Here is a 26,976-nt window from a genome sequence, read left to right as displayed (position 1 = left end):
TATCAGCTATCAGCTATCAGCTATCAGCTATCAGCTATCAGCTATCAGCTATCAGCTATCAGCTATCAGCTATCAGCTATCAGCTATCAGCTATCAGCTATCAGCTATCAGCTATCAGCTATCAGCTTATGGGTTACTTGAGGTGCTACTGTTCGCGCAGCTTGTGCGTAGCGCAATCGGTGCTTTTAGGTGCGCACCTTTGAATAAAATAAGCTGATAGCTGACCGCTGAGGGCTGAATGCTCACTAAAAAACAGTTGAAAACAGCTTTTAGTTGTGCTTAAGCACAATTCCTAACAGGTATTGTCATTGGTTAGTAATTAGTGGTGATTGGTAAAGTGTGTCAATGCCAGACATGATATCAAGTCCGGTTAATCACGTCTAAAATGGTTGATCCGATGCCTGTGAATTTTGAATTTTGAATTTTGAATTTTGAATTGCTAATTGCTTATGGTTAGTTAATTTTCAAGGTTCAATTTACTATCAACCAAGAAGGATAAGTATTAAATCGGACATGATCTGAGATAATTATCTGCAATTAAGGTAAAAAACTATCATGAAGACACAAATTGCTGCTACAGGATTAGTCTTTTTCTCTTTAATGTTGCCCCTCAAGGCAAATGCTATCGAGTTGTTTAGCAAGATGTATATCTTTGGAGACAGCCTCTCTGATCAAGGCAATTTATTCAATGCCACCGCAGAGCGAATTCCCCCCAGTCCACCTTATTTTGAGGGACGTTTTTCCAATGGTCCCAACTGGGTGGATTATCTCGCAGGGGATTTGGAATTAAACCCCACTCTGTTTACCACTATTGGCTCAGGTGCTATCCCGACTGTTGGCATTAACTTCGCTTTTGGTGGTTCTACTACAGGCACTGGACAAACTGCCCCTGTTACCTCCTCTGGATTGGTAGTTTTACCAGGATTGCAACCACAGATTGATGCCTTTACTGTTCCCCTGATACAAGCCGGTCAGTCGGCTGACCCAGATGCTCTGTATATAGTGTGGGCTGGTGCTAATGATTATCTACCCAACCAAGGCAGTTTTGAACCATTTACAGAAACTGACACCACTCTGGCAAATTTGTCAGATGCACTGCAAGACCTGACTGAGGTTGGGGCTAAGAATATTATGGTAGTTAACTTGCCAGATTTGGGCAATACGCCCATTGCTCTGGGAGTTGATGGGCGTGTTCCTGGTACTAGCGATGCCCTCAACACTTTGACAGAAGACCATAACTCTGGTTTGTCTGAACTACTCGATCAATTCAGTCAGACTCCCGACTCAGATGTCAATATCATCCCGGTTGATGTTAATTCTATATTTAGGGAAATTCTGGCTCAGCCGACGGAATTTGGTTTCACCAATGTAACTAGTCCTTGTTTGAATATACCAGCACAATTTGTATGTGAGAATCCCGAGGAGTTTTTCTTCTGGGATTTACAACATCCAACTACTGGTGTTTATCGAATCATTGCGGATTTAGCCCTGTCAGCATTGAACGATCCAAACCCAGATAATAACAATTCACACCCAGCTAATGTTCCTGAACCAGCAACGGCTTTAGGTCTATTCGCCTTGGGGGCTTTAGGGATAGGTTCTAAGGGAATCAGGAAGAAGGAATAGGGGATAGGGAATCGGGAATAGGGAATTTAGAATTTAGAATTTAGAATCGGGAATCGGGAATTGGGAATCGGGAATCGGGAATCGGGAATCGGGAAAGACAGGGGAGTGTGGGAGGTGTGGGAAGTGTGGGGAGTTTGGGGAGTTTGTTATTAAGGGTAATTATCTCGATATGATATCAGATGAGCAACTGGCTCCCCAAGACAGCTTAGGTGCGCTTGACCCGTAATTAAATTCGCCACGGGTCGCACCTCTGCATCGCTTTTCGTCAATTCTTCTTCCCTGTTCCCTGTTCCCTGTTCCCTGTTCCCTATTCCCAACAATGACTAACAATTACGACCAACTGTTCAAAACTATAGAAGAGTTAGTTATGCACCATTCCCCCAGTGGTGCGGAAGAGGAAATTGACCAATTGTTACTGCATCGGTTTCAAGCTTTAGGGGTGGAAACTTGGCAGGATCGGGCTGGAAATGTCATTGCGAAAATCCCTGGTAAGGATGCTGGTGCTAGTCCCATTGCGATTACTGCTCATAAAGATGAAATTGGTGCCATTGTTAAACGGATTGCTGAAGCAGGACGGGTGGAAGTGCGCCGGTTGGGGGGTTCTTTTCCTTGGGTTTATGGTGAGGGTGTGGTGGATCTGTTGGGGGATAACTATACCATTAGTGGTATTCTATCTTTTGGCTCACGTCATGTTTCCCATGAATCTCCCCAAAAAGCGTTGCAGGATGATGCTCCTCTACGTTGGCAAGATGCCTGGATTGAAACGAAATGTAGTGCTACAGAATTGGCAGAGGCTGGGGTGCGTCCAGGGACTCGTATGGTGGTTGGTAAACATCGTAAGAGACCTGTGCGGCTTAAGGATTATATTGCTAGCTATACTCTGGATAATAAAGCATCCATCGCGATTTTGCTAACCTTAGCCCAACGGTTGAAAACTCCCGCAGTTGATACTTATTTGGTGGCATCAGCAAAGGAGGAAGTAGGGGCAATTGGGGCTTTGTATTTTACTCAGAATCAATCTCTAGATGCTTTGATTGCTCTGGAAATTTGTCCGTTGTCTGCGGAGTATCCCATCGAAGATGGACCAGCACCAGTGTTGCTCTCTCAAGATAATTATGGCATCTACGATGAAGGGCTAAATCGGGAATTGCAACAAGCGGCAGACAGTTGTGAGGTCCCGATTCAGTTAGCTGTTATTGATGGTTTTGGCTCTGATGCTTCCATCGCCATGAAGTTTGGTCATGTTGCTCGCGCTGCTTGCTTGAGTTTTCCTACCCAAAATACCCATGGTTTTGAAATTTCTCATTTGGGTGCGATCGCAAATTGTATCGAGATTCTTGAAACCTATATTTCCTCAGTGATCAAGAATGAAGAATTTAGAATTTAGAATTTAGAATTTAGAATTTAGAATTTAGAATTTAGAATTTAGAATTTAGAATTTAGAATTGAATTCTACCTTCTGCCTTCTACCTTCTGCCTTCTACCTTCTACCTTCTACCTTCTACCTTCTTCCTTCTACATTCTACATTCTACATTCTACATTCTACATTCTTCCTTCTACATTCTTCCTTCTACCTTCTACCTTCTACCTTCTACCTTCTACCTTCTACCTTCTACCTTCTACCTTCTACCTTCTACATTCTTCATTCTTCATTCTACCTTCTACCTTCTACATTCTTAGTAGGGTTATATCCAAATGGTGGGGTTCATAGCTCGAACTGTTCTGGATCTATGCCCTTTGCTTTTAATTGCTCTAGCAAGGCTTGCAAGGAAGCTTCTGCTTGCTCTGCCCGTTGACGTTCCTGTTCTTTTTCGAGTCTTTCAAGCTCTAAAGCTTCCTCCGCTTGGTCTGCCCGTTGGCGTTCTTGTTCTTTTGCTAGCCTTTCGAGCTCTGCCTGTTGTTGAGCAAGTTCTTTGAGCTCAATAATTTCCAAATACGTAGCAAAAGGCTCGCCATTGGGATAATACAGCACCAAGTCCGAGCCTACTAACTCAAAGGTAATTCCTAAACGGGGACTAACCCAACCCAGCATCTGGGGGATTGGTTCTAGTTTTTCGGCTGAACGCAACCAGCCTTTTAGTTTTGTCCGATTTGGATCAAAAAGATAGTACTCTTCTACTTGATGGTTCTGGTAAAACTTGAGTTTATCCTCTTCTAATTCCTTGATGGTATTCGTTAATGAGGCTATTTCAAATACTACCTGGGGATTCATGTTATCTTCAACCCAGGTTTTGTAGGAACGCCGATGCCCTTTCGGTCTACCCACAACCACCATCACATCCGGGGCTTGATTGATTTTGGGTTTTCCAAGTTCTGGATACCACAACAAATCCCCGGCAACGAATACATTGGGGTCATCTTTGAATAGGGCTTCCAGGCCATACTTAATGGTAGTAATTAGTTCAAATTGAAGGGTATTGTCCGCCAAGGGTTTGCCGTCACTTTCGGGATATAAGATGTCATCGGTGCTGGGAGTAAGCTGCTGAACCATAGGAAATACTGTTACCAGAGCTGATCATCCTATTCTATCTTACTAATTTAGAATTTAGAATTTATAATTTAGAATTTATAATTGAAGTCTGTATCCTAAATTCTACCTTCTACCTTCTACCTTCTACCTTCTACCTTCTACCTTCTACCTTCTACCTTCTACCTTCTACCTTCTACCTTCTACATTCTACATTCTACATTCTACATTCTACTGCTTAGACAAGTCTCGGTACCTATTCATCCCTTAGCAAGCCAGTTTATGTTAAATTTGAGTTGACTTTTGGCTTAAGTCCCATTAAATCGGGGTAACGTCTTTTACTGAGCAACTATCATGACTCATTTTGGCATCATTTGTCCTGCTGCTTCTGGTCATCTTAACCCTATGACTACGTTAGGTTACGAACTGAAACAGCGTGGTCATCGCGTCACTGTATTCGGCATTGAAGACGCTCAACCAAAAGCTCTAGCTGCAGGATTAGAATTTCAGCTGATTGGCAAGTCGGATTTTCCCAAAGGAGCCACAAAAGACTTATTTACTCAACTAGGTAATCTCAGTGGATTTAAGGCATTCCAGTATACAATCAATTGGATTGTCAATGTAGCAAAAATGTCTCTTCGGGATGCTCCAGACGTAATTAAAGCAGCAGATATAGAGCTGTTATTAGTAGATCAAGCTTCTCCAGCAGGAGGAACTATCGCTGAGTATCTAGACATTCCTTTTGTAACTGTATGCAGTGCCTTAATGTTCAATCGGGAAATGAGCGTTCCTCCCTTTAGCATGTCCTGGAATTATGACCCTTCATGGCGGGGAGTTCTACGCAACCGAGTGGGTTATGAACTGTTTAATATTATAGGTGAATCCCTGAAAAAAGTTATTAATTATCATCGTAAGCATTGGAATTTATCTACCTATAATAACGCCAATCAATACTCTTCACAGTTGGCTCAAATTAGTCAACAGCCTGCTGAATTTGAATTTCCCAGAAAAGAACTACCGTCTTGTTTTCATTTCACAGGTCCGTATCATTATCCAAATTCAGTTAGTCAAGAATCAATTCCCTTTCCTTATGAAAAATTAACTGGACAACCCTTAATTTATGCTTCTCTGGGAACTTTGCAAAATCGGCTCCTTTGGGTTTTTAAAATGATGGCAGAAGCTTGTGTGGGATTGGATGCTCAATTAGTAATAACTTTAGGTTGGGGAGTTAATCCAGACTATTTGCCAGACTTTCCAGGCAATCCCATAGTTGTTGGCTATGCACCTCAGTTAGAACTATTACAAAAAGCGACTATGACTATCACTCATGCCGGAATGAATACGACTTTACACTCTTTAAGTAATGGAGTACCAATGGTAGCTATTCCCATTACCAACGAGCAACCTGGAATAGCAGCCCGGATCGCTTGGACAGGAACAGGAGAAGTCATACCTTTGAAAAAATTGAGCGTGGATAAGCTACAAAAGGCTATCAAACTGGTCTTAACGGAAGATTCCTATAAAAAGAATGCCTTGAGGCTACAAGAGGCAATTAAACGAGCAGGGGGAGTGAGTCGAGCGGCTGATATTGTAGAACAAGTGGTGGATACAGGTAAACCAGTTTTGGCTTCAACAAAACAATAATAGAATTATTACAAGGAATAATTTTATGTCTTATGGTGCTCACATTGTAACGGGCAAGATGCCCATTCCAGGCCTGATGCCCGTTCCACGCCTGATGCCCATTCCACCCACCGGTTCAAACAGCAACAATGAGATGCACCCAAGGAATCAACCCGGTTTGAAAGAAGAGCGATATATCCCTATTTCACCTTGATTTATTTTTTGAAAAGCAGCTTGGGAAAGAGCATCGCCGAAACTATCATTCAACGGAAAAAGACCTTTAACCACTGACTTACCTAAAGAATAGGCTAATTTACATAATTCACAGAGAAGCTCTGTTAAGATTTCTGGCTCTCCATGAAGATAACCAATATAAAAATCTTCCTCTGAAATTTCCGAGTAACTTTGAATAGCTATACCTCGTAAACGTTCATTTTGTATTAATCCGAAAACTTTTCCAGCAATCAAACACTCTTTTAATAACTCAGGAGTAAGGGTTTGACATTTGCCAATATTTTCTGTGTACAAACTTTGTTTATGATCTAATAAATTTTCTCTAACTACCAAAGACCAAATATCATCAAAGTTTTTCAATTCTAATTTAAACAATTTGTTGATTTTTGAAGCCAAAATATTAGCTTTATATATACTATAATTAGCGATTTTGTTATCTCCTCGACGAGAGACAATTTTCAACATTATTTCATTGTCAGACAAGACACAGTAACGTAATATAGGAATATTGACTTGAGATAAATAATTATTTATATGTGAATCTAATAATTTAGATAAACCTCGCCTTCGATAGCGACGATCTACTCTCAGCGATGCAGCGCGGTCTTGGGGGTTTCCCCCATGAGCGACTGCATCAAGACAAAGAACTTCGCCAAGCTTCCTGTTTTGACAAAATAACTACTTGCTGCATTGCCACAGGGATATCATCAAGAGTAACTACAAAAACTTTATTTTCAGGATTGTTAATCCGTTTATCCAACACTAAGTGCATGTAATCTTTTTGATGTTCCCAGGTATATTGACAGAATGCCAAGATAGGTTCTACATCTGAAATTTGAGCTAAGCGAATCTGGAATTCAGTCATCTATCCTTATGCTGTGGGTGTCTTTACAGGTTCGGTGCGTTACGCTGGAGCGATCGCTATCCCGGCTTTTTGCCACCGATAAAACCATGTTCCCACGATGCACCCACTTTCCATAGTGTTCTGGTCACCTCTCCCAGGGCTGATTACTTAAGTTGACTCGATTCATTAATGCACTCTGCCATCGCTTATTGTTTAGGATACAACCAGTTTGACAACACGCCCTAGTCCCAGGTCCGTAAACTGACTATTTATAATTAATTTACAATTTAAACCTAGGGAAATGCGATCGCATTTTGAGCAGATACCCACCAACAAATACCTTAGTGCTAGCGTGCTTCTCTGTGTGTTTGTTGGCGGTAAATCTGTAAGTTGATTAATATCAAAGCCGCTTTATCAATAGGTTATTAACAATCTTGTTAATTTAACATAACATCAAACAATCCTCCAAGCTCTTTCCTACTGCTCCCTGCTCCTTGCTCCCTGCTCCCTAAAATATAATCCAAAAATACATCATAAAATTGATATTTGTTATATATCAAACCCCCAAGCTAATCAATTTTTAAATTTGTAAAAAAATGTTGCAAAAATCTAAAAAGATCCTTGACATTTGCCAAAATATTAGTAATAATGAAAATGTCCGATATTTCCATAATATTTATGGACAAAAAGCCGCGCTTTTCACGTCAACCAAGAAGCGCGGCTTATGTCCCCAGTCACAAGCTATGTGTGAGGTAATTACATCATGCCAACAAATCGCTCAAATGACCATCTGAATCATCTGATTAACTGTCAGCGAGCCCTAGACCGCCTTGCCCAAATTGCCAGGAGCCAATCCACACAGCCACATTCAATTCCTGGTCCCATCACCGAGCGAGAAGAAATCTTGATCTACCTATACAGCAACTGCCGACTATCCATGACCCCCCAGGAGTTTTACTGGAAATGGCAAGTTAACCAAGAAGACATCGCTAACATCTGCTGCCGCTCAACTTACGCTGTCAACAGCTGGCTGGCTCAAGGTGCTCGCTATAAAACTCCCTCTTCCGATTCTTTGCATCATCTGGCCTTAATGGATTTCCTGCTAGAAAATTTCGAGGCCATTCCAAAGGAGTTATTAAATCAGCTCTGCTCTAAGGTTAAAAGTTGTTAGAATTAAGAATGTAGAATGTAGAATTAAGAATGTAGAATTAAGAATGTAGAATTGAGAATGTAGAAGGCTGAAGGCTGAAGGCTGAAGGCTGAAGGTTGAAGGCTGAAGGCTGAAGGCTGAAGGCTGAAGGCTGAAGGTATAATGTATAATGTATAATGTATAATGTATAAAGAATAATACCTAATATAGACTTATCAATTCTAAATTCTTAATTCACCATTCTAAATTCTTAATTCTACATTCTAAATTCTTAATTCTACATTCTAAATTCTTCATGGGGAACTTTTTATCCGCAGATTCGTCAAAGCCGCCAAAGCTACGATATTCTACACTCAGAGACTTTCCTGATCTGATCCATAAACCTGGAAAATATCCTGATCTGAGCCATCAATCTGGGAAAAATGTATATATTAATCTAGTTGGAATTAGCAGAGAACCCACGGAGTCCACTTATGAAACGTTACAAAATTCTTTCCCTACTAGGGATAACAGCAGTATCGACAATCACTGCTACTCAGGTTTTAGCTATGGATACAGCTTCCTGGAACTTAATCACCGAACCTGACTCTACTGGCAATAGTCTATTGGAGGATGTTTCATTCCTTAAATACACTATATTTGATACCGCTGCTAGCGCTAGAGAGCCCGGAGATCAAGATCCTATCCCGCCACGCTACGACAGCCCACAATCGGGAATTCAGTAGAGTCCGCTCCAGCTAGAGATTGATCATATCCATAGCATTCTTATTTGATAGGTGAAGGTACTCCCTTAAGGAAAGGCAAGAGGCAAGAGGCAAGAGGCAAGAGTTAATCAACTAGCGATGCTTTCCTTATAGCAGTCGAAGTAAAGGTTAAAACATATTTCTGTTCCCTATTCCCCTGCCCCTTATTAAGGATAAACATTGCTATAAAACCTTCTTTAGTATTGCCTTTAGTATGCATACCTTTTGCCTTTTGCCTTAAAAGCTAATTTACTCTTGCTCCTCTATTCCCTGACATATTTTTTTGTCTTCTGTCTTCACATTCGGATTATTGTTCAAATAATTACCGATCTGATCACAAGCACGCTTCAGTAAAGAATTCACATCGTTGAATTGACTGTAATCTAAATTCCAAATACTCACTCGATTAGGTGCGTTAATCGAGACTAGGGTTTCACCGTCTGGACTGAAATTCACAAACTCCACACGTTTAGAACCCTGGGTTAACGTTGCGATTAAAATTCCATTGGGGTCCCATAGTTTAACTGTGCCGTCCGCACTAGCAGAAGCAATAATGTCTCCTTTGGGGTGGAAACTGACATCATGAACAGTTTTTGTATGCCCTACAACAATTTTTTTATCCCCTACTCCTTCTTTAGGCTCGAATTGCTGCCAGGAGATGTCGTTACGACTCCAAATTACGATAAAACCACGGGCAGCACCTGCCACAATGCGCTTACCATCGGGGCTGAAACTAAGGGAGGACAACTGGCTAGGCCCATTAAGGGTAGTCATGAAAGTTCCGTCTTGCTTCCAGAGTTTCACTGTCTTGTCATTACTGGCAGAGGCAATTAACTGACCATCGGGGCTGAAACTAACCCGATTAATCGCATCTGTATGTCCTTTATCTCCCGCTAAAGTACGTAGCAATTTCCCTTCCCTGGTCCAGAGTTTCACTGTGCTATCCTCACTCGCAGAGGCAATGATTTGACTATCAGGACTGAAACTAACGCTATTAACTGGAGCGCTATGCTCCTCTAGAGTATGTAGCACTTTCCCCTGGCCATTCCAGAGTTTCACCGTCTGGTCATCACTGGCGGTGGCAATTAACTGACCATCGGGACTGAAATCAACCCCCTTCACAAAACCCTGATGTCCCTCGAGGGTGAGTTCTCTAATCTGCTTCTTGGGGTTCCAGAGTTTGACCGTGTTATCATCCCGACTACCAGAAGCAATTATTTCACCATCCGGGCTAAAACTAGCACCATAACCATATACTTTATAGGTAGGTTGGAAAACCTTAGGCAAGGTTTGGTCAAGACTCCAAAGTTTGACAGTGAAATCAACACTAGCTGAGGCTAGCATCTTACTGTCCGGAGTGAAACTAACCTGATTGACAATATCTTTATGACCAGGAAGGGTTGAAATTGGTGTACCATTACTAGTCCAGAGTTTTATTTTTCCGTCACTACTCCCTGAGGCAATCCACTCACCATCAGGACTAAAGCTGACGCTGTTGATAGGATGATCATGTCCTGCCAAGGTTTTGTCTAACGTTCCATCACGGTTCCAAAGGTTCACGGTCTGATCATCACTAGCTGAAGCAATGGTCTGACTATCCGGACTGAAAATTACACTCCAAACAGCCTTGTTATGCCCTTCTATAGTTTTGATGAATGTACCGTCACTACTCCAGAGTTTTACCGTTTTGTCCTTACTAGCTGAAGCAATTAACTCTGCGTCATTGCTAAAACTAACGCTCAATACAGCATCTTGATGTCCTCTCAAGGTTTTGAGCAAAGTCCCATCACGGTTCCAGAGTTTAATAGTTTGATCACCACTGGCTGAAGCAATGGTCTTACCATCCGGGCTAAAACTTACCCACTTCACCCCCTTATCATGTCCTGTCAAGGTGTTAATTAACCTTCCATCCCGACCCCAAAGTTTAACGGTTTTGTCTTTACTGGCAGAGGCAATGATTTGATTATCAGGGCTGAAACTGACGCACCACACTCTATCCTCATGTCCTTTTAAGTCTTTAATGAATTTGCCATCACGACTCCACAGTTTGATGGTTTGATCAGAGCTAGCTGAAGCAATTAGCTGATTATCAGGACTGACGCTAACACTCAAGACACTACCTTGATGTCCATCTAAACGATGGCGTTCTTGGGTTAAGTTGACTGCTTCCCAGAGGTTAGATACAGTCTCTTTTCCAATTTCTGATTTGGCTATTTTATGGTTTAATCCTTTCCCTCCCTTGATACTGCTTAAAAGGGCATCAAGCTGATTTTTATTTACAAGAAGAGATAGCTGATATTTAGCGTTTAGTTTAGCAAGGGTTGCCCGTTTTTCGTGGAATTCTGCCGATTGCCACAGCCCGATGGCGATAGCTGCTAATATAGTCATCACCAGGCTAAATCCCCCTAACCCCATCAGCAACCGTTTCCGAAGCCGTTGTCGGGCTTCTCGCTCTTTTTCAAGTTCTGCTCTCATATCAGCCCCTTGTCGTTGTCGAATGAAATCTACTAAATAATCATGGACTAATTGATAGCGATCGCTATAAATCTCTCGTAACAGCAGCACTAAGCCAGATTTAACAAAAATTTCCAACACTAAATCTAATCGTTTTAGCTCTGTGTCTACATCAGCTGCCAAGGCTTTTAATTCTTTTTCCAAATCATGGCGAGTTTTGAGAGGGCGGGTGTTGTTTTCATCCGTTAGTAAGTACAACACTAATTCAGCCGCCCGTTTGTTCTCAGCACCACAGGCTTCCACTACTTCTTCTAAGTATTGGTTGACTAATTCAGCTTTTGGGTGATTTCCTAGATGTTGATACTGTTGTAGGGTGGTAATTTGGTTTCGTTCCAGTTGCGCCCCTACCACTTGCAACTCAATTGGTCGAATCTCCCCTAATTCTTTGCCTAAATCCTCCACTAATTTATCAATCAGTGCTTGCTCTAGGGGAAACTGAGTTTGCTCCGTTAAGCCTTCAAGATATAATTTGGCATCTGGTGGGGTAAGATTCCCCAAGTCAAACAGAATCCTTTTATCTAAAATATTGTTATTAATAACCTCTAAATCGATTCCAAACTTATTACATTCCAACAGGCAATGTAAATAATCCTCTCGCACAGACAAGATTACCTTTACATAAGGAATATTCAGACAGTCTCGCAAAAATTCATAAAAACCTCGCCTCTGCTTGGGGTTTGAGCAAACCAATAAAAACTCTTCAAACTGGTCAAATATTAAAACAGTAAGCAAATTTTGCCTAGCATTATTGTGCAACTGCTCAAGAATGAGGGCGGTTGAATCAAGCTTAGTAGATACAGATGCTAAATTTAGTCTCTTCTTCAGCGTCTTTTTTAAGGATTTGCCTAGTGCTTGAATCCAATTCCTATAAACTCGCTGCAAAACCGGCAATACCCAACGGGTATTAATGGTTTTCCGTTCTAATGCTGGTATTAATCCCGCCTCAATCATCGAACTTTTCCCCGCCCCGGACTGTCCATGAATCACAGTTAGTCTAGAGCGCTCCTGTTCCATGCGCTCAATCAGACGATTAACATGGTGTTCCCTGCCAGAAGCCGCAATTTCTGGCGCTATCCTTTCTGAGCACTCAACCGTTGCTAAAACTGGGTTAGTTACCTGCTGCTTAGGCTGCAATCGACCAGCACCAATGAATGCCCGAAACCCAAACCGGCTCTCAATCCCCTGTTGGTCTTGTTTAATCTTAAAGGCAGTGAGATAGTGCCCTTGTTGGCAATAGGCCTGATGTAATTCCTTCAAGATACCAATATAAAGTTCTGGATCATAGTGGGGTTTGGTTTCTGCTCTCGCGGTTTCCAAGTTATAAAGTGCTGCTTGTAATTGACCAACATGTTTTTGCGATCGCATAGCCCCAAGCAGTGCTCGCCCCAAGGAAAATAAATACCAACCCTTGGCAAAAGACTTGTTCCAGTCTAAAAAAGTTTCTTGTTCCGGTGAGGGATTGACTATCTTAGCTGATGCCGTTGATTGCAGAAAAAGCGCTTGTTTGGAATACTGTTGCGCTTTTTTAAAGGCTGATTTGGCTAGGGCTACTTCAGCCAAAAAGCCATAAGCTTGTGCCATTCTGAACGGATCAGAATAGGTTTGATGGAGCGCCAAGGCTTTGTTGGCAACTTTCTCTAACTCCTCCCAATTTGACTGGTGCCGAAGTGCCTCTGCCCAAAAATTAATATATTTGGCAGCTAAGTCGAGGCGGTTAGCCTGCTCAAGACCCTCAACCGATTCCTGAAAATAAACTTTTGCTTGTTCACAAGCTTGCTCCTTCTCAGCTTGATGCCACAGTGCATAACCAGCCCACCACAAGCCTAAACAGAATAGTACATGTCCACGGCGTTCCAGGTTATCGGTTTGTTTCCACAGAGCTAAACTGCGCTCATAATGCTGTCGAGACTCTTCTTGAGAATTATCAGCCACTCGACCAAGCACAAATTCCAAACTTGCTTCTAACTCAGGGGCTAAGGCCACTCCCCGCTTTTCCAGGTCCTGTCGTGCTGAGTGTAATTCCACATAGGATCCAGAGTCTTTGTTTAAATTAAGAGTACAACTCTGCAAAAACTCAGTTTCACGGGAAGCTACCATCTTGGCAAACACCTGATCAGTGGTTTGCTCAATAAACTGAATTAATTGACCGCTGCTAATCACAAACTCAACACAGCTTGACCAACTGTGGAAATCTGGCACTGACCGAATTAGCATTTGCAGCAACTTATCCGTCACCCACAACACCAGTGGAAACCGAAAGTTCCGAAACTCTTCCCGAATCTGGTTAGTTGCTGTCAGCACTTCCTCTATGCAACTTACTGAGTCTATCCCAGATACCATCAACGCCTCTGGCTGTTCCGGACCTAGCTCTTCCACAATAGTGGTATAGAGAGTTTTAACCGATTGCTCTAAGACCAGCTCCCTGATCGGAATAGAACATTGCTCCTGCAACTGCTCAATAATTTGTGTCCTCAATACCCCATAGTTACCAACCGCCAAAATCAACGAAAATTCTCCCTGAGAAAAAGTAATCAGTCGGATTAGTTCTCTCAAGGAATCTTGGTTGTGATTTGCGGTTGTATCTAGCATGACTTATAGTATTTCTCAATTGGGTGAGGCACAAAGTCTTGGGTTTTAGGGAGCAGGGAGCAGGGAGCAGGGAGCAGGGAGCAGGGAGCAGGGAGCAGGGATTAAACTGGGCGCGGCTAAGGGAGGGAGTGGTAAACAACTATGTGTACCTCATGAGCATGATATTTTATCCCTTGATTCACGCCCTTTAACCGGACAGGGAGGTAAGTATTCAGCATTCAGCATTCAGCATTCAGCCGTCAGCCGTCAGCATTCAGCTGACGTAACAAAGATTAAACGAATGCTTAATTGTGTTATTTAAAAGCTGATAGCTGATAGCTGATAGCTGAATGCTTACACAGGGAGTCATGGAACTGAGTAATTTCAGGTAGAGGTTAATGCTGAATGCTGATAGCTGATAGCTTACGGCTGATAGCTGATAGCTGACAGCTGACGGCTGATAGCTGATATTATATTTAGCTTTAATTCAACTCTTTGGCATCAGCTAACACCGGATTGATATCATACCAACATCCGTGACCATTACAATACTCAAACACAAACAAACTCTTCAACAGGATTTGGTATTCCTCCTCACCCCTGACAGTTTTGTGTTCAGCCACATGTCTGAGCAATTCCCACTCATCTGGTGTAATTGCCCTGCTCAATTCATTGCGACGCTGACTAATCACACTGTCTACCAAGTTACGAGATAAAGGCGGTTCGTCTTTCCTGAGGCAGTTACGGAGCAGCACCAACAAATTCCTGACATGACCCCCACTAACTAGACACAGCCGATCCAAGGTCTGTGGGCTATCAAACACTTTTGTAATTAAACCGATCCGTTGCTCTGGCTCCACATCTGGGAAGGCTCTGGCTAAGACCATCTCTCGCAGCAAAGCAATTCCGGCATCACTGGGACTACCATCTGGTTCTTGTACCTGTACCATCGGTAACAGTAAATGCTCACAACCAAAGCGATTCCTGAGGTTTTCTTGGTCATTGGAAAATGCCAAAATCAGGGGAATGGTGTAGACCACATGGCATTTGAGTTGATTAAGATACTCCCCCTGGTCTACAAACAAATATTCTGGCTGATTGCGTTGCCCTGACTTAGGTTTATTATGGATCCGGTCAAGATTATCCACAATCACCACTAGTCCAGCTTTACCCTGCTGTTGCAGCTGCTGTTGAGCTGGTTCAATCAGTTCTGTATTAATCGCTTCTACAATATTGTTGACCCGTGGCTCTAGATGTTGTCGCAATAGGGAGCGAATGTCCTTAGAATTCTTAGCTTTGGTGGTAATTTCCCCAATCCCAAAGGCTAGGGAATACTCCCCCTCTTGTGAGCTGATGCCAATCTCATCAGGTATGTTAACCCCTACACCAGCGGCCTGAAACTCAGGAACTTTGAATTTCAACCCGGTCACCTCGGAGTTTAACAACTTAGCCGCCCCTTGCACTAACCCTCGGAAGCGGGTGGGTTGGAGTCTAATTTTAGCGTCCTCCAGACTTTGAATCACCTGACGAGCAATGGTCAGCAAAATATCACTGATCTCTACATCTGCCAGGTCCAAGTCATTAGAGGACTCAAAATAGACGACATGAAATCCCTGTTGTTCTAATTCCCGTTTCAATCGCGATAACTCGGTAGACTTGCCACAGCCCATGTGTCCGGTAAACAACTGACAGGTGGGTTCGTCTTCTGAGAAGGTAATGGTGCGTCTGAGTTCTCGAATAATATTGCTGCCCCGCACCTTGGAAAAATCAATGTAATATTGTTGGTCTTCAGCCCTCCCCACATTCAGGGTTTTACTGGGATTACAGACCCGAAAAAATCTGCTGAAATTCACTGTCATTAAACTTCCCCCCGGTAGACGAATTGACTATTGTCAGATTACACCCCGATATCTGCCAGATCGACATCGCTGACCAATTTACGCTGCAAACGGATATACAGCCTCTATATAATTTATCGACTTAATAGCTACACATTATGCAATTGACATTTTCCATTAACTGCAATAAAACGTAACATTATTCTCAATCCTGATGGTATATGATGCCGTAGCTGCGCAGAAAGTTGCCTGAAATTTCATAAATGCTATCCTCCCTTCACACTCCCTACTCCTAGTGTGGCTCATCAGTCAGACTAGAAGCAGTACCCGATCGGGTACCTTGGTTTTAGGGAGCAGGGAGCAGGGACTTCGGAGCAGGGAACAGCGGATCTGGGAACAGGGAAAAATCTTGTTTACCTCATTAGGATAGAAATCGCTATATTTCCGATACTGAACCAAAAGTATTGCGCCGGACTCCCCTTGCGTCGATTGCGGGTAAAGTTGACATCTCCCCCGGCTAAAGCACGGGGGATTCTACAATGTTGTTACGTGGCAGGGTGAACCCGTGCCACTTCACTTCTTGTCCTGTACGATCTAGAAAGAGAGTTAAACAGATCGTACCGGTGTGGGACTGTCATTGATCCCCTACCTGCCTTGGTTAAGTCAATTCCTAACTGTGCAGCTACTTTCCTAGCAATATTGCCTGCCCCGTTACAGTCAGCATTGATTAGGTGCCCTTCAGAAGACTTGTATAATCCACGTTTTACCCTTTTGCCCGACGGTGTCCATCCTTTGGGTTTTTCGCCATGTTTTGGGAGGCTGTCGTCGTCAAGGTAAGACGCTTTACTGGTGTACGCTTCCTCGGTAATCGTTAGTTTTATTCCATATTCGCAGGCTAGTTGCTTTAGTCTTTCGATTAACCTCTTAGTGGGAATAACTACAAAGTTCTGATTTCCCCGTTTCCCCATCTTTGATGAATCTTTTTGACGTTCATTCCATCCAACTATCAAGTTTCCAATACGATCATTGAGGCATCTGTTAATTATAAATCTGGCTGCCTTGTTGATCGCATCTCGCATCTGATTGTTGCGTTTCCGTTGGACACGATCCAGGTTGCTATCCCAGTAAAAATCTGATTTACCGGCTTTATATTTGGCAACCAATCTGGCGTACCCCTGATTCATGGATTTGAGTTTCCGACCATCAATAATCAGGCTCTTTCCATGGGTCGAAACTCCGGTTAGCCAATTATCCCCACCATGATCGAAGCTCCAAGCCTGTGAATAATCAAGATTGGGGTTGTTCTCGACTGGTTGCTTCCCGTCGTCGATCACCCAATCAATCCATAATTCTCCCAGGTACGGGCGAATTGTCACCTCTTTGACCCAATCTGGATCTATAAAATCTGGAGCTTCTAGTACAATTTCTGTTAGCAGTTCTGGTTTACTCTCTTTGCTGACAGAGGGATAAAATAAGCCTTTTTTATAGGTAAGAGCTTGTCTCGGGAAAGTCACACCAGTCAACCCGCCTTTTTGGCGATATCTAAGAAGTCTTGGTCTATCTACCTGGCCTTTATAATAAAGTCCGACTAATTGGTTATAACCTGTAATTGATTCAGCCACAGACTTTAAAGTTTGCTGTGCTGATTGAGCCGCCATCGCTTTGTAATGAGGATTATCTTTTAGCTCTTTACAAAGTTCCGCGTAATTAACATTACACTTATACGTCTTCCAACCATAACGCAGCACATCTTCTTTCCAGTAAGTAGTAAAAGCTTCTGGTTGCTGTTTTAGCCAAGTATAATGTTTTTGCTTGGAGTAATAGGTAGCACAATTCCATAAGCTATTCGCTTGTTCGCCTTGAAATAGCCAAAAAGCTTTTTCTTCATCTGTGAATATTGCTTTTACTGGAATTGTCCTATACATTTTGCTATCACCTCCTTATACATATTATGACATATTTAAAACTAAAAGAGTTCCCAAGTTTATGGATACGACGGGATTAATCCCGTCGCTCTGTTTCATCCCCGGTCTAAAGACGCAGGGCTCTCACATTTCTGGATATTTTGGTAGAACTTTGGGGGATTTGGTCAGTCCCGTCGTTGAGGAACAAGATTGGAGACTGCTATATCACTTGGGAAACCAATCCTTATCCAGTAATTCCTCAAAGGAATAAGGACATTGTTCTGGTAGAGACTTAAGCTGAGTTTTCTTCTGGACAATCAATAAAGCATTTTGGTAGATCTTGGGTAATTCCTCGGCTAAGTAATTTCGTAAATTAGTGGTAAGTTTATCCTCTAGTTGAACTCGAAAGGTAATAATTTCCCCCGCCCAGTGATTAGCATTTCTACCCCTCTCTGCTTCCCAAAATTGGTAAAGCATTAGATGAATGATTATCTGCAACAGTAAACTTTTAACAGCATTTCGTTCGCTGCGTCCCAAGGCTTCTAATTCCTCGATTAAGTTGTCATAATCTAATTCTTCTAATTGACGATTTTTCAGTCGCTTAACTGTTTCAGTTAACCACTGATCGTACTCAGTTTCATAAAGTTGTTTTAAGTCACGTATCTGAGATTTCATCAGCAAAGGGAATAGGGAGTAGGGAGTAGGGAGTAGGGAGTAGGGAGTAGGGTGTGGGGTGTGGGGTGTGGGGTGTGGGGGATAAGAAAGCGATGCAGAGGTGCGACCCGTGGCGAATTTAATTACGGGTCAAGCGCACCGTTTTTCATAACTATAAGGTACACATAATTTTTGTTCTGTTCCAGTGATCCGCTGTTCCCTGTTCCCTGAATTGAAAACCGCTGTAATCGATCATAGCAATCCCCGATGATGAATAAAAACCAAAATAACTGCCCACGAACCCAAAGCAACTTTTACTGCAACCAAGATGTTGAGTATGGGGATGACGGCAGCGCTGACAAGTGTCTGCAACTCCCCGTGGGGTAATTCTACTCCCGTCAAGGTTATAACCGCTAGTACAATAAAAATCAAAACTGAAATCTTCTCCCACCTAGCAGCTTGCCAACGCTTGTAGACTGCCTGCATCCACTGGAATGATGAGGTAATGGCAACCAGACCGATTGCGGTTCCCCCCGCCACCCCAGCCGCAAAGCCACCTCCTGGACTCAGATGCCCCCGAATCGCTAGTTCGATACCTACCAACGCAGCAATCGTCGCTCCCAGACGGGCTAGAACAATGGATGGTTTATCGGTAAATTGATAGATCGTGCAGAACGGCTTTTCATCCGCCAGTAGAAATTTAGCTCCCATGATCGCGATCGTAAATACCACCACTTCAAAGATGGTGTCATAGAGCCGATTCCGGAATATGATACCCGAAACCGCATTGGGCACTCCAGTATCTTGTACAACGGATTCGACGATAGAGAGATCTGATAAGTCTGCCGCTGGATTGGGCAAAACCATAAATTTGACGTACAGCGCTATCCCTGCTGCAATGTAAATCCATTTCATTAATGATCTCCCCCTGCCTCTGGTACATTTACATAACTCAAGCTTGTCGCCGATAATGAAAGTTCACTTTGCATGATCTCATAGAGGCGTTGAACCCTGGTCTGGGTGTGATAAGGTAGGGTTTCATACTCTTGCCCTACCTGGTCTTGATCATCCTGTGGTGATGCCTTCTGGGTAGCTCCTTGAGCTAATCCCCTCTGGTCTTGCTCAAACAGCCATCCCTCATCTTCGGTACAGGTCCCATGGACTTCTTTTTCTATCAGCGCCCGGTGCAAGGTCTCCCTATCTGTGTAGGTTACCAGCTCAAGGCGCATATAGTGTTTGCTCAGAATTGTCCGTAAGTCATCCATCAGTTCCCCAAAATCCGGTTTGGTCTTGCCCTCTGCTAAAGACTCCCCATCTGCCTCAACTTCTTCCCAGTCTTGGATTACTCCCAGACGCATGGTTAAGGATGAACGCACCGCAACCGCATAGAGGGTAATGGCTAGCATTGTACCCACCAACGCTTCAGTCAAAGCCACATCCGCTGCCCCAAACATTGCATAGACCAAAGCCGCCACCGCTCCCAGTATGCCTCGGATCACCAGAGCATGGTATGGATTGACCTGAAATACCAGCATGCAGGCGGACAAAGGCAGTAGGGCGGTTATGACATAAATATAGCTATCAGTCATTGTCACCCCCACTACTGGAACAGTAAGCCAACACATATCCCAACACTGTATTCCAGATCGCCAAGGAGATAATGGCGAGAATCAGCAGCGGCCATTCACTGGGTATCTTCAGGAGCAGCCCGACGATGATACTCATCGATCCCAGGGTATCTGCCACTGAAAGACTATGCAGCTTGAATAATACTGATCGGTGACCGATTAGGGGAAAGGTTCCCCAAAACCAGAATAGGATTCCGACACCTATGCAAGTGTAACTCAGTGCATTAATCATATAGCGTTTTGCGACTTTGTTAAGTACATATTTATAGTTTTTTAGGGAACAGGGAACAGGGAATAGGGAACAGTAAATAGAGCATTTTGCATCCAACATAAGTTATTTATTATTGCCAATTAAGAAGTAAATTTTATTGTGTTTGCCCCATTTTCATCATTAACTTATATGCAAATTGCTATAAGACCTCTTGAAAAAGTAGTTTTCTGATACTGTTCTTGATGCAAAGCGCGAGTGGGGGTAACCCCCTTTGGCCGACTGCATCGCTTTTCGTGAATTCTTGTCCACTGTTCCCTGTTCCCTGTTCCCTGTTCCCTACTTCTGAAAGAAGTCTATACATCACTCATCAGTCTTCGCGGCTGGATACCCCATCCCTCTACAGGGTGGGGAGGAAAGCCGCGCCTCCAATTAGTAGTTTACAATTAAGCCCGTTGAACGTTTTAGGAGTCGGACTTTCCGGGCGGTGAATTGTCCTATCCGCTTCCAATCGATATCGCTCACAGAAACCTGTCTTGCTGTTTCACCGCTTACCCAACCACGGGTTACTTTTCCGGCTTTAACAGCTTCAACATAATCTCCTTTGCGAAAACCATGACTAGTAGTTGTTCCACCGTATTTGCGCCGTTTTCCACCTTTAGAAAATTGCAACAGGTGTAATTGACGACGACTTATAGGAGCACGTCTAATCACAAAGATCAAAGTGTTAGTTATATTGCAGTTTTCTGGAACACTCAATTTGCCTTTGCTGTGATAGTAATTCTTGCGCCGGAAGAAATGAGTAGCAGCTAAAGCTATCCCATCTACCGCATGAGTGTTGACTGACTGCCGACTTTTGTCGGTTTTGTCCTTGACTAGTCCTAACGCTTCCCTTTTTAGAGCAGTCTCCCAGCCTTGTTTTTGAGTGACTGGGGCTATTTTTTCTAGCTGAGATATTGACCAATATTGGCCTACCATAACAGGAGAAAAACCCTTGTTTCCTCTAGCCTTGACTATTTCATAAACGATGGCTTTTACTGGGTACAAAAGGCTAAGTTCTTTGGCTACTCTTTGCTCTAACTGGCGGTTTGCTCGAATTGAAGGAGGTACCTTTTTGCTTACTCTATTTGAGAATCGTTTTTGTCTATGAGACCTTTGCGAGTAAGGTACCTTGCGGTTTATTCGACGGCTTCTACGAGTTCTTCGCATCATTTGTCGAGTATCCATGCGTACGCGGACTTTTTTGTACGGCAACACTAAATGCCCTGTCCAAAGAGTGGCATTATTTGACTGAACAGCAATACCAGAAAACATCTTTCCAGGATCAATCCCAATAGCAATGTCCTGAGTTTGTTCTCCAGACGGTTGGTTGACTAACTGAACAGCAAAAACATTTAGATCGTTTTGGTAAATAACAGCTAAACCTTGATTAAGCCAACGCCGAGCACGAGAGGCTTTTGTAGGCATCAATGGTTTGCCATCAGGTGAAATAACTGGAACTCGTAGCATGGTGATAAACCTCACGAGAAAAGTATTTGGGTTGATTACCCGTCCCCTCGACCACCGAATCTAAGATGTCCTGTCTAAGAGCAACTGACGACACAGTTTTGAAGAGATCCGGACTGGGGAAGCATCCGGATGTTCGTACCAAAATTCGGCTCAATGGTCTAGTCAAACACGGACAGTTGGTCGTCATCCCTCGCCCCATCCTCTTAGGTTGGGGTTATTGACTCGTTTAATTACATGTGCCAGTAGCATTAATCCAGCATTCCCCACACTCAGGATGATCACCCCGACAACACCGATCATCCAATCATCGCGCAAAACAGATACCACTAGGATCATGATGGATGTTTTGGTGGCAATACTGGCAAATGCCAACATTTTTTGCCAAATATCATCATCTTGCCAAGCCTCATAAATGGGGATGAGCAAAGCCAGAATCATGGCAATCAGGATTAGTGTCATCGATTTTTCCTCCGTCGAACCCGGTGTACTTCGTACCTGCCATCTTTGTGGTATTTCAACACAATGGTTTTTGGTGTAAAGGTGATCAGGAATATATCCAGGAATATTAGCCCAGGGGTCCGTTGGGGTTTGACTCCTTCCATGATCACATCTTCGTGGTTATGGGGACGGAGCATGATTTCAAATGCCTCAATATATGCCTGGGGAATCGCCACTATCACTTCACCCAGCACCCGCAGCCAATCCTTTAAGGCTTCTGGGGTTTTGGGGCGTCCTGGTAATAGGAATGCGATCGCAATCCCAATCATGATATTTGACGGACTCAGATTGGCAGTGAGCAAAAACCAGATAACCAGTCGTAAGATTAGATTTAGATGCCCAATCATGCAAACACCATCCAGAACAATAAGACTAACATTAAACTCATCACCCCAATGAGATGGTCAAATTCCTCAAGCACACGGGGTAGCTTGAGTACAGATCGTTTGAAAATCAAAAAATATGCCAACCATCCCAGACCAATGGTTGCCAGGGGTTTGATAATATTGGCAAAATTATATGCTTGGTAGTACACACCATTGGCAGCAATCAGCCCACCGAGCAACAGTATCATCGCTAACCAAAAACCGACCTTTACCTGCCCTTGGCTGCCATCCCCATGGGGCAGAAAGATGAATTTAGCAAAGGATATGGCTGTTCCTAGGGCAGCAATATTCATACCGATAACTTGCCAGGGCACTAGATTCTTCATGGTTAACACCTTCGCCCCAAAACCAGACAACAAGGGAAAGCCGGAAATTGAGAAGCTAGCTATAGCCAGGGCAATCCAGATTTGGGTATTAATCGGCTGATGTTGCAGTTCCTTGAGGTTGCGGCTGGGCAAAACACCCGCGATTAAAAAGAGCGCCCCTTTCACCAGGCCGTGGGTCAGGGCATAAAAGCCCCCGACTTCTGGTGCGGCGAGGATAAAGCCTAACTGGGAAATGGTATGAAAAGCCAGCATACGCTTGGTATCTTTTTCAAAGACGGCATAGCCTACTCCCAGAAGCGCTGTCCCCACTCCAAATATCCTGACGATGGGAGCAAGTTCCTCCACAATCAGAGCAAAACGCAACAGTGGAAAGACTCCCGTTTTGACCACAACTCCCGATAGCAAGGCCGACACTGGGCTCTGAGATTCGGAGTGGGTCAAGGGTAACCACAATCCTGATACAAATATTCCCCCCTTGACTAACAGTGCCAGAAAGATCAGGGCAAGAGCTTCTGGAGTTGCTCCGCCCAAGCCTTCAAAGGCAAAGGAATGATTGGCCTGATAGACTAAAATTGCGCCGATCAGATAAAACAGCATGGCTGTATTGCTGATCAAAAGATAGCGCAAGGCTACCCAAATTGATCGGTCGGTTCGGGGATAGGCAATCAACAGAAACGCAGCAATACTGATTACCTCTAATGCTACGTATAAACTGATCAAATCTGCACAGATAAATACGGCATTGACACTGCCATGTAAAATAATGGTTTGGGTATAAAAAAAAGCTGTTTTACCACTTTGCCAACAGTAGAGGATGACTGCTGCCGTTACCAGCCCATTGGTCAAGATAAAAAAGGCGCTTAATTGATCAACTAGTAATGTGACACCGAAATTATCTAGCAGCTGTAAGGTTAATGGCGATTTTGCTCGAAGAAATAGCTGTGTCCCATATTCAACCGAAACCATGGCAACGCCTAGGGCGAGGTATCGGTCAAGTTTGGGGATCAGATAAATGCTGAATCCCACAAATAGCGGTAGGGCAATCCAGGCAATGGTAATGGTACTCATGGGGTATTATTATTCTCGATCTCGTTGCTTTCCAGGGTGGGATTGTCCCGTGCCAGTTTCATAACACCTACTAGCATCAAGGCTTGAATCGAAAAGCCGATCACAATCGCTGTCAAGATCACTGCCTGGGGAACTGGATCTGCGTAAGCCCTATTTTCGACGTTTGAAAGAATGGGTGTGAATAAACCATCTCGGGATGCAACCAACACGTAATAGGCAATCACCCCCGTGCTCATGATATCCATAGAGATGATTTTCATAACCAGGTTCTTTTTCAGGATGATGCCGAAAAATCCGCACAATATTGTGGCAAATATGAATGCTTCTAACACGGGTTTTTGCCTATTGGGTAAGGGTTGGTGGTAATTATGCAGGACTTAAGCGGTTAAGTGGATTTCGCCCCCCTAGCCCCCCAAAATTGGGGATTTCGCCCCCCTAGCCCCCCAATATTGGGGGGTAATGATGTCAAAGTCCCCCAGAATTGGGGGATTTAGGGGGCTTTGCGTAAGTCCTGATCATTAAAGAATGATACTGTCGAACAGTGCTATAAAATATATAGCACGTTTTAATAGTGCTAGGAACTATTGGCACTATTGAAAAGTTCCAAGGTAAACTATAGACTCATGCCACACCAAGGTTTTGGTTTGAGCTTGGAATTGGGAAAAACACGGGCAATAGCAGATGACAGAATCGACTGATGGCAAATCAATGGTTAACCTCAGCCCTGAGGATGTCAGCGATACAGTTAGCGATACAATTGGGGGGTTGCCAACTAGTGAAGGTGTGCCGCCGAAGGATGTCTACACTTGGGATCGGGATGCATTAGCCGTGAATCTTTTGGATTTATCAGTACCATTTGAATTGGTTGGGCGGCAAGCACAATTCCAGCGCATCACTCAAGTTTTAGCCCGTGATGGCAATCTGCTGATTGTGGGAGTGCCCGGAAGCGGACGGCGGACTTTGGTAAGGCGGGCCGCACGGGAAGTTGGAGTTAAAATCCTGGAGGTTGACTGCATCCGGGTTACGGATGGTCAGCGCTTTGTGCAACTGCTGTGGGAGAGCATAAACCAGACCTTTCCAATGGCAACGGTTCAAGCTCTAATGGCAGATTGGATTGAAGGTAAGGCAGCGGAATTATTTGTCCTGAAGGATGAAGCCAGTGGCACAGAGGGACTTAAACCAGTTCGGATCCAGAGCAAAGAGCTGCAACGGAAAGCATTTGAAGCATTACTCGATCTCCTGCAAAGGTTAGCTGAATCTGAGGGGGAACGGGTAGTGTTGATTTTGGAAAGTTTCCCCCACATCCGCTCTTGGGATCGTCATGGGGTGTGGGAAAAATTTTTGAGGGAACAGATCGAGGGTCAGACTCAGGTAAGTTATGTACTAGTGGCAACGATTGCAGAAACTAGTATTTATCCCCATGAACCAGGGAATAATTTGGAAATCGTGCAGCTGGCTCCTTTAGCTAATGATGTGGTTGCGGCTTGGGTAACTGAAGTTTTGCATACGCAACGGCTGACCTTCGATCCGCGATCGCAAGCACTGGAAATCTTTGTCAATGCCGTCCAAGGACACTTCGGTGATGCTTCGGCACTGGTGCGACGCCTCAAGTCGGTACGAGTTTCTGATGGGCTAATTCGTGATGGCCATGTTCAGCAGGCCATCCAAGAACTGCTAGCGGACTTATCCATGGTCTTCGAGTCATTACTGATGCTGCTTCCAGCTAATCAAGCCCATCTTTTAGAATCCCTGGCCCTAGACCCTACCGACAAGCCACAAAGTCGAGATTACATTCAAAAGCATTACCTATCGAGAGGGGGTTCTCTCCAAGGAGCGATCGCTGGGTTGCAGCACAAAGGTTTGATTTATGGCTCCGAGCAAGGCTACCGACTGGCTTTACCTCTGTTTGCTTTGTGGCTTTGCCAGCGTTTAAGTTGATCTCAAATTCAGTAGATGCACCTCAAGTAGCGTGACTGTAGGTCAATCGCATTTTTATTCTGTGTTATGTTTACTACTTTTTTGCTACACTCTGGGTATTATCTATGATGCCCAATGAAAGACGCTTTATCCTTTTTGACTTGCCTGAGCTAATAAACGCACACTTCAAGCCATGAACTCCCTAGATGCAATCACCCTCAAAGCCTTCTTGGTCGCCCTAACTCAGCTAGAGGATTCACTCTCAGCGGAACTTCAGGGTGAGTTAAATGCCCTTGGGAAGGAGTTTCCCTCCGGTGTTTCCAATCTTCATTTCTTGGCTAAGGGTTTGGCTCCCTTGGAAGAGGCTTACAAGAAGGCTCGTGGTATTTTGCAAGCTGACCCAGGAGAACGCCTCAATTGCGCTGGGTCTGATTTTGAAGATGCAGCCGAGAGTTATCAAGAAGACCTTCGGAATTTTATTACGGTGTTAAATGCCTCAGACTCTGTAGCTTCAGCTAAGGAAATAGCTCAAGAATCAGTCCCAATTCAGCAACTTCTGGTTCAGCTTCAAAAGGAAATGAGTATTACAGTGTCAAATCCTGCTAGTATTCCAGATAATTCTGAATTCGAGGCAGCAATGGAAGCTTTCGCGATAACTCGCAAAAACTATCGCAATGCTTTTCGGGAATTAGCTAAGTGAAAGAGCCTCGCTGGGTGCCAGAGCAAGCAGTAATAGCTATCCATGACGAGTTAATCCTAGAGCATGGCGGATGTTTTGGATTAAGAGATCCGAATTTACTTTCCAGTAGTTTAGCTAGACCTAAACATTTATTTGCTTACAGTGATAGTGCTAGTCTGTTTGATCTGACAGCAGCCTACGCTTTTAGTTTGGCAAAAAATCATCCTTTCGTCGATGGTAACAAGCGAATTGCCCTTGCTGTCATCGACGTTTTTTTACGTTTAAACGGATATGAGTTAGTGGCAGCAGAAGAAGAAGCCGTGATCAAGATTAATAATTTAGTAGAAGGAATAGAAAATCAAGAGTCTATAGCTACTTGGATTGCAGGTAACTCCCAGGAAGTGTAAGTAATAATAACAATATTTTTTGATTTTGATTACTAAACCGATGCTCTAGCGCTTTGCTGTGTCGATTGAGGGGATAATGGGTACAAGCTTAAATTAGTACGCTGTAGAAAACATGAACAGTGAAGGTGTACCACCGCAAGATGTCTACACTTGGGATTGGGATGCAAAAGCCCGTGAATCTTTT

23 protein-coding genes are annotated in these 26,976 nt (G+C 43.6%); 8 read left to right on the top strand and 15 right to left on the bottom strand.

What is annotated here, in order from left to right:
• The first annotated feature begins 555 nt into the window (after positions 1-555).
• Positions 556-1,626, top strand: a complete 1,071-nt coding sequence (locus F6K64_RS30985) for an SGNH/GDSL hydrolase family protein (protein ID WP_008189944.1) — start codon at positions 556-558, stop codon at positions 1,624-1,626.
• 319 nt (positions 1,627-1,945) lie between these two features.
• Positions 1,946-3,013, top strand: a complete 1,068-nt coding sequence (locus F6K64_RS30980; protein WP_008189942.1) for a M42 family metallopeptidase — start codon at positions 1,946-1,948, stop codon at positions 3,011-3,013.
• Positions 3,014-3,332: 319 nt separating this feature from the next.
• Here the strand turns inward: F6K64_RS30980 and F6K64_RS30975 are convergent, their stop codons facing one another.
• Entirely contained in the window at positions 3,333-4,118 is a 786-nt protein-coding gene (locus tag F6K64_RS30975) for a Uma2 family endonuclease (protein ID WP_008189940.1), read from the bottom strand.
• Between the two features lie 330 nt (positions 4,119-4,448).
• On the opposite strand from F6K64_RS30975, the gene F6K64_RS30970 reads away from it, so the two are divergent.
• Positions 4,449-5,738, top strand: a complete 1,290-nt coding sequence (locus tag F6K64_RS30970; protein WP_287267396.1) for a glycosyltransferase — start codon at positions 4,449-4,451, stop codon at positions 5,736-5,738.
• Between the two features lie 147 nt (positions 5,739-5,885).
• Here F6K64_RS30970 and F6K64_RS30965 read toward each other — a convergent pair whose 3' ends face one another.
• Positions 5,886-6,434, bottom strand: a complete 549-nt coding sequence (locus F6K64_RS30965) for a hypothetical protein (RefSeq protein ID WP_137985254.1) — start codon at positions 6,432-6,434, stop codon at positions 5,886-5,888.
• A 151-nt stretch (positions 6,435-6,585) separates the two neighbouring features.
• Positions 6,586-6,816 carry a hypothetical protein gene (locus F6K64_RS30960; protein ID WP_071102638.1) on the bottom strand — a complete coding sequence of 77 codons (231 nt, stop codon included), beginning with the start codon at positions 6,814-6,816 and terminating at the stop codon, positions 6,586-6,588.
• A gap of 742 nt (positions 6,817-7,558) precedes the next feature.
• Here F6K64_RS30960 and F6K64_RS30955 point away from each other — a divergent pair.
• Both F6K64_RS30955 and F6K64_RS30950 read left to right on the top strand, forming a co-directional pair.
• Positions 7,559-7,966 carry a hypothetical protein gene (locus tag F6K64_RS30955; protein WP_287267393.1) on the top strand — a complete coding sequence of 136 codons (408 nt, stop codon included), beginning with the start codon at positions 7,559-7,561 and terminating at the stop codon, positions 7,964-7,966.
• Between the two features lie 452 nt (positions 7,967-8,418).
• Positions 8,419-8,670 carry a hypothetical protein gene (locus tag F6K64_RS30950; protein WP_287267390.1) on the top strand — a complete coding sequence of 84 codons (252 nt, stop codon included), beginning with the start codon at positions 8,419-8,421 and terminating at the stop codon, positions 8,668-8,670.
• Between the two features lie 267 nt (positions 8,671-8,937).
• Here F6K64_RS30950 and F6K64_RS30945 read toward each other — a convergent pair whose 3' ends face one another.
• The 12 genes from F6K64_RS30945 to F6K64_RS30890 all read right to left on the bottom strand — a co-directional run bounded on the left by F6K64_RS30945 (position 8,938) and on the right by F6K64_RS30890 (position 24,121).
• A complete protein-coding gene (locus F6K64_RS30945; RefSeq protein ID WP_287267389.1) occupies positions 8,938-13,791 on the bottom strand; it encodes a WD40 domain-containing protein in 4,854 nt (1,617 codons plus the stop codon).
• 461 nt (positions 13,792-14,252) lie between these two features.
• Positions 14,253-15,629: an ATP-binding protein gene (locus F6K64_RS30940; protein ID WP_287267387.1), complete on the bottom strand. Its 1,377-nt coding sequence runs from the start codon at positions 15,627-15,629 to the stop codon at positions 14,253-14,255.
• Between the two features lie 524 nt (positions 15,630-16,153).
• Positions 16,154-17,533: an RNA-guided endonuclease InsQ/TnpB family protein gene (locus F6K64_RS30935; RefSeq protein WP_287253910.1), complete on the bottom strand. Its 1,380-nt coding sequence runs from the start codon at positions 17,531-17,533 to the stop codon at positions 16,154-16,156.
• Positions 17,534-17,737: 204 nt separating this feature from the next.
• A complete protein-coding gene (locus tag F6K64_RS30930; protein WP_071102634.1) occupies positions 17,738-18,187 on the bottom strand; it encodes a DUF29 domain-containing protein in 450 nt (149 codons plus the stop codon).
• Between the two features lie 231 nt (positions 18,188-18,418).
• On the bottom strand, positions 18,419-19,081 hold the full coding sequence (locus F6K64_RS30925; RefSeq protein WP_071102633.1) for a Na(+)/H(+) antiporter subunit B: 663 nt from the start codon (positions 19,079-19,081) through the stop codon (positions 18,419-18,421).
• Complete coding sequence (locus F6K64_RS30920) at positions 19,081-19,755, bottom strand: DUF4040 domain-containing protein (RefSeq protein ID WP_287267385.1); 675 nt, start codon at positions 19,753-19,755, stop codon at positions 19,081-19,083. The genes F6K64_RS30925 and F6K64_RS30920 overlap by 1 nt, the downstream gene beginning before the upstream one ends.
• Positions 19,748-20,026 (bottom strand): monovalent cation/H(+) antiporter subunit G, encoded by a 279-nt coding sequence (locus F6K64_RS30915; RefSeq protein ID WP_008189907.1) that lies wholly within the window; start codon positions 20,024-20,026, stop codon positions 19,748-19,750. The genes F6K64_RS30920 and F6K64_RS30915 overlap by 8 nt, the downstream gene beginning before the upstream one ends.
• A 408-nt stretch (positions 20,027-20,434) precedes the next feature.
• Entirely contained in the window at positions 20,435-21,511 is a 1,077-nt protein-coding gene (locus F6K64_RS30910) for an RRXRR domain-containing protein (protein WP_008189903.1), read from the bottom strand.
• Positions 21,512-21,694: 183 nt separating this feature from the next.
• Complete coding sequence (locus F6K64_RS30905) at positions 21,695-21,970, bottom strand: hypothetical protein (RefSeq protein WP_008189901.1); 276 nt, start codon at positions 21,968-21,970, stop codon at positions 21,695-21,697.
• Complete coding sequence (locus F6K64_RS30900) at positions 21,967-22,356, bottom strand: Na+/H+ antiporter subunit E (protein ID WP_287267383.1); 390 nt, start codon at positions 22,354-22,356, stop codon at positions 21,967-21,969. The genes F6K64_RS30905 and F6K64_RS30900 overlap by 4 nt, the downstream gene beginning before the upstream one ends.
• Entirely contained in the window at positions 22,353-23,789 is a 1,437-nt protein-coding gene (locus tag F6K64_RS30895) for a cation:proton antiporter (RefSeq protein ID WP_287267382.1), read from the bottom strand. The genes F6K64_RS30900 and F6K64_RS30895 overlap by 4 nt, the downstream gene beginning before the upstream one ends.
• Positions 23,786-24,121, bottom strand: coding sequence for a cation:proton antiporter subunit C (locus F6K64_RS30890; protein ID WP_044495399.1), 336 nt, complete (start codon positions 24,119-24,121; stop codon positions 23,786-23,788). Before F6K64_RS30890 ends, F6K64_RS30895 begins: the two co-directional genes overlap by 4 nt.
• 349 nt (positions 24,122-24,470) lie before the next feature.
• Between F6K64_RS30890 and F6K64_RS30885 the strand changes: the two genes are divergently transcribed.
• From F6K64_RS30885 to F6K64_RS30875, 3 genes are all read left to right on the top strand, one after another.
• The gene (locus F6K64_RS30885) at positions 24,471-25,727 is read left to right on the top strand and encodes an ATP-binding protein (RefSeq protein ID WP_008189893.1); all 1,257 of its coding nucleotides are present in this window, start codon (positions 24,471-24,473) and stop codon (positions 25,725-25,727) included.
• Positions 25,728-25,899: 172 nt separating this feature from the next.
• The gene (locus tag F6K64_RS30880) at positions 25,900-26,406 is read left to right on the top strand and encodes a hypothetical protein (RefSeq protein ID WP_008189891.1); all 507 of its coding nucleotides are present in this window, start codon (positions 25,900-25,902) and stop codon (positions 26,404-26,406) included.
• Positions 26,403-26,792: a type II toxin-antitoxin system death-on-curing family toxin gene (locus F6K64_RS30875; protein ID WP_008189890.1), complete on the top strand. Its 390-nt coding sequence runs from the start codon at positions 26,403-26,405 to the stop codon at positions 26,790-26,792. Before F6K64_RS30880 ends, F6K64_RS30875 begins: the two co-directional genes overlap by 4 nt.
• Positions 26,793-26,976: the final 184 nt, after the last annotated feature.

The organism is Moorena sp. SIO3A2 (assembly GCF_010672265.1).
Taxonomy (GTDB): domain Bacteria; phylum Cyanobacteriota; class Cyanobacteriia; order Cyanobacteriales; family Coleofasciculaceae; genus Moorena; species Moorena producens.
Note: the sequence above shows the minus strand (reverse complement) of the source record. Positions and strands in the feature narration are given on the sequence as shown.

Bases quoted from the DNA above. Each gene is read 5' to 3' on its own strand.
- F6K64_RS30985 (WP_008189944.1), top strand. From the start codon at position 556: ATGAAGACACAAATTGCTGCTACAGGATTAGTCTTTTTCTCTTTAATG.
- F6K64_RS30980 (WP_008189942.1), top strand. From the start codon at position 1,946: ATGACTAACAATTACGACCAACTGTTCAAAACTATAGAAGAGTTAGTT.
- F6K64_RS30975 (WP_008189940.1), bottom strand. From the start codon at position 4,118: ATGGTTCAGCAGCTTACTCCCAGCACCGATGACATCTTATATCCCGAA.
- F6K64_RS30970 (WP_287267396.1), top strand. From the start codon at position 4,449: ATGACTCATTTTGGCATCATTTGTCCTGCTGCTTCTGGTCATCTTAAC.
- F6K64_RS30960 (WP_071102638.1), bottom strand. From the start codon at position 6,816: ATGACTGAATTCCAGATTCGCTTAGCTCAAATTTCAGATGTAGAACCT.
- F6K64_RS30955 (WP_287267393.1), top strand. From the start codon at position 7,559: ATGCCAACAAATCGCTCAAATGACCATCTGAATCATCTGATTAACTGT.
- F6K64_RS30950 (WP_287267390.1), top strand. From the start codon at position 8,419: ATGAAACGTTACAAAATTCTTTCCCTACTAGGGATAACAGCAGTATCG.
- F6K64_RS30945 (WP_287267389.1), bottom strand. From the start codon at position 13,791: ATGCTAGATACAACCGCAAATCACAACCAAGATTCCTTGAGAGAACTA.
- F6K64_RS30940 (WP_287267387.1), bottom strand. From the start codon at position 15,629: ATGACAGTGAATTTCAGCAGATTTTTTCGGGTCTGTAATCCCAGTAAA.
- F6K64_RS30935 (WP_287253910.1), bottom strand. From the start codon at position 17,533: ATGTATAGGACAATTCCAGTAAAAGCAATATTCACAGATGAAGAAAAA.
- F6K64_RS30930 (WP_071102634.1), bottom strand. From the start codon at position 18,187: ATGAAATCTCAGATACGTGACTTAAAACAACTTTATGAAACTGAGTAC.
- F6K64_RS30925 (WP_071102633.1), bottom strand. From the start codon at position 19,081: ATGAAATGGATTTACATTGCAGCAGGGATAGCGCTGTACGTCAAATTT.
- F6K64_RS30920 (WP_287267385.1), bottom strand. From the start codon at position 19,755: ATGACTGATAGCTATATTTATGTCATAACCGCCCTACTGCCTTTGTCC.
- F6K64_RS30915 (WP_008189907.1), bottom strand. From the start codon at position 20,026: ATGATTAATGCACTGAGTTACACTTGCATAGGTGTCGGAATCCTATTC.
- F6K64_RS30910 (WP_008189903.1), bottom strand. From the start codon at position 21,511: ATGCTACGAGTTCCAGTTATTTCACCTGATGGCAAACCATTGATGCCT.
- F6K64_RS30905 (WP_008189901.1), bottom strand. From the start codon at position 21,970: ATGACACTAATCCTGATTGCCATGATTCTGGCTTTGCTCATCCCCATT.
- F6K64_RS30900 (WP_287267383.1), bottom strand. From the start codon at position 22,356: ATGATTGGGCATCTAAATCTAATCTTACGACTGGTTATCTGGTTTTTG.
- F6K64_RS30895 (WP_287267382.1), bottom strand. From the start codon at position 23,789: ATGAGTACCATTACCATTGCCTGGATTGCCCTACCGCTATTTGTGGGA.
- F6K64_RS30885 (WP_008189893.1), top strand. From the start codon at position 24,471: ATGACAGAATCGACTGATGGCAAATCAATGGTTAACCTCAGCCCTGAG.
- F6K64_RS30880 (WP_008189891.1), top strand. From the start codon at position 25,900: ATGAACTCCCTAGATGCAATCACCCTCAAAGCCTTCTTGGTCGCCCTA.